This is a genomic window from uncultured Planktosalinus sp. (assembly GCF_963973675.1).
In the GTDB taxonomy this organism is placed as follows: domain Bacteria; phylum Bacteroidota; class Bacteroidia; order Flavobacteriales; family Flavobacteriaceae; genus Planktosalinus.
Genome location: NZ_CAXBAN010000454.1, coordinates 1 through 1,789 on the forward strand (window position 1 = coordinate 1; position 1,789 = coordinate 1,789).

The 1,789-nt window shown below is 33.1% G+C and carries 2 protein-coding genes; both read right to left on the reverse strand.

Going from position 1 to position 1,789, the window contains the following annotated elements; all coding sequences use genetic code 11:
* The coding region (locus AACY61_RS13250; protein WP_339612055.1) for a hypothetical protein at positions 1-494 on the reverse strand (494 nt) is incomplete at its 3' end.
* Between the two features lie 92 nt (positions 495-586).
* Positions 587-1,660, reverse strand: a complete 1,074-nt coding sequence (locus AACY61_RS13255; RefSeq protein ID WP_339612056.1) for a hypothetical protein — start codon at positions 1,658-1,660, stop codon at positions 587-589.
* Positions 1,661-1,789 lie beyond the last annotated feature (129 nt).

Consider the following 1,789-nt stretch of genomic DNA (forward strand, 5'->3'; position numbering starts at 1 on the left):
TTAGAGGGCACCTCAATAGTATCTATTCTATAAAGCGCAAGTGATTTTTGAGTAATTTCATCAAAATTTTGGATTTGTCCATTTTCAATATCAAACTGAAATTTATTGGTTTCAATTGAACTTTCACCAAGAGAAGGAATTATAATATTTAAAGATGCAAAACCAAGCTCAAAACCAATTACTTCAATTTTTTCTTTACTAAACGTTTCAATGAGACTATGAACATAATCTTTGCGACATATAGCAATAAAAGAATTTTTATCAGTTGTCAAAATATTATAGTAAAACTCAGAATAGTTTAAACCTGGAAAAGCATTTGAAAGCTGGTTGTTTTTGTTGCTTGAATTTGGAATTTTCCTGATAAGGACTTTATCTGTATTTATTATTAAATACAGATGTTGATTTTTTGACAGTTTTTTTGAAAGTTCATTTATTAAGGTAGATTCTGTATAACTTAAATCAACAAACTCATCCTTTTTTTTCTTGGCAACCACCAAGAAAAAGTTTTCATCTTTATCCGAATTAACAACCTCAACACTACAATATGTTGTGCCAAATTGCCAATATGAAAACAGGTTTGAAAGCATTAATAAATGACAGTGGGTTTGATTAGAATAGTCAATGTCCTTTTAGAATCTTCCCTTCTTTTTTTACTAAATAACCATTTTATGACAGGAACACGGGCAAGCAAAGGCACCCCTGAGCCTGTATCATCTTTTCTAACTTCTTCAATACCCCCCAAAACTGCAACATCTTGATTTCGCATTCTTATAATTGACGAAAACTCACGGCTGTTCATCCCTGGTGGTGCATCTTCTTCAATCCTTTCTCCTGTAAAAGCAGACTGAATGACTTCAATGTCTAAAGTGATTTCACCATCACCTGAAACAAAAGGCAGGATTTCAATAGCAAGCTCTGCATCGATCGGAACATAATTTCTAATTTCAGAAGTTTGTGGTATTTGTGAGCCAAAAAAGCTTTGGCTAGTAACTGCATAATAGGTTGTTTGACCGCTTGATAAAAATGCTTTATGGCCATTTAAAGTACTCAATTTAGGGGTAGATAAAACCCTGATAAATCCATTGGATTCCATTGCTTTTATGTCTAAGTAGAATTCAGGAAGTACGTTGCCTAAATTCAGTGACCCAAATCCATTAAAGCTTCCAATGATTCGGTTTACACTTTCTGACCCAAGCCTAATATCTGTAGAAGGGAATACTGACCCTGCTATGTTTGATGGTTCTTCACCAAGACCAAATGAAACTCCGGTTTCTACAATTGCACTACGGTTGACTTCCATAATCATGACCTCAATTAGAATAACCGGAACAGGTTTGTCAATGCTTTTAATAAACTTTTTTAACCTTTCCACATTAATGCCCGGACCACTTACAATAAAACTGTTAAGTTCAGTGTCAATTTTAATATCCAATCCCTCCTTAATGTCATCAGGTATTATTGTTTCTATGGAAGTTAAATTAATATCGCCTTCAGTTTGTCTATTTTGGTCTACTGTGTTATTTCCTCTTATATTTTGACTTTGATCAAAATTATTAGATCCAAAAAAATTTGTAGAACCCGTTGTAAAATTATTCCGACCGGCTCTTCTTTGCCCATTTCCAGATGGATTTGAAAGCTTTTGAACTGATCTGTAATTCATTGTAACAATTTCAAACTGCTTGATACTCAATTGGTTTTCTGTGCCAAAGTAGTAAACATTCCCATTTCTTTTGTAAGTAAAATTTGTTTTTTTAAATCTTCTCTTTGTTCAGCAGTTCCAACATTTTTT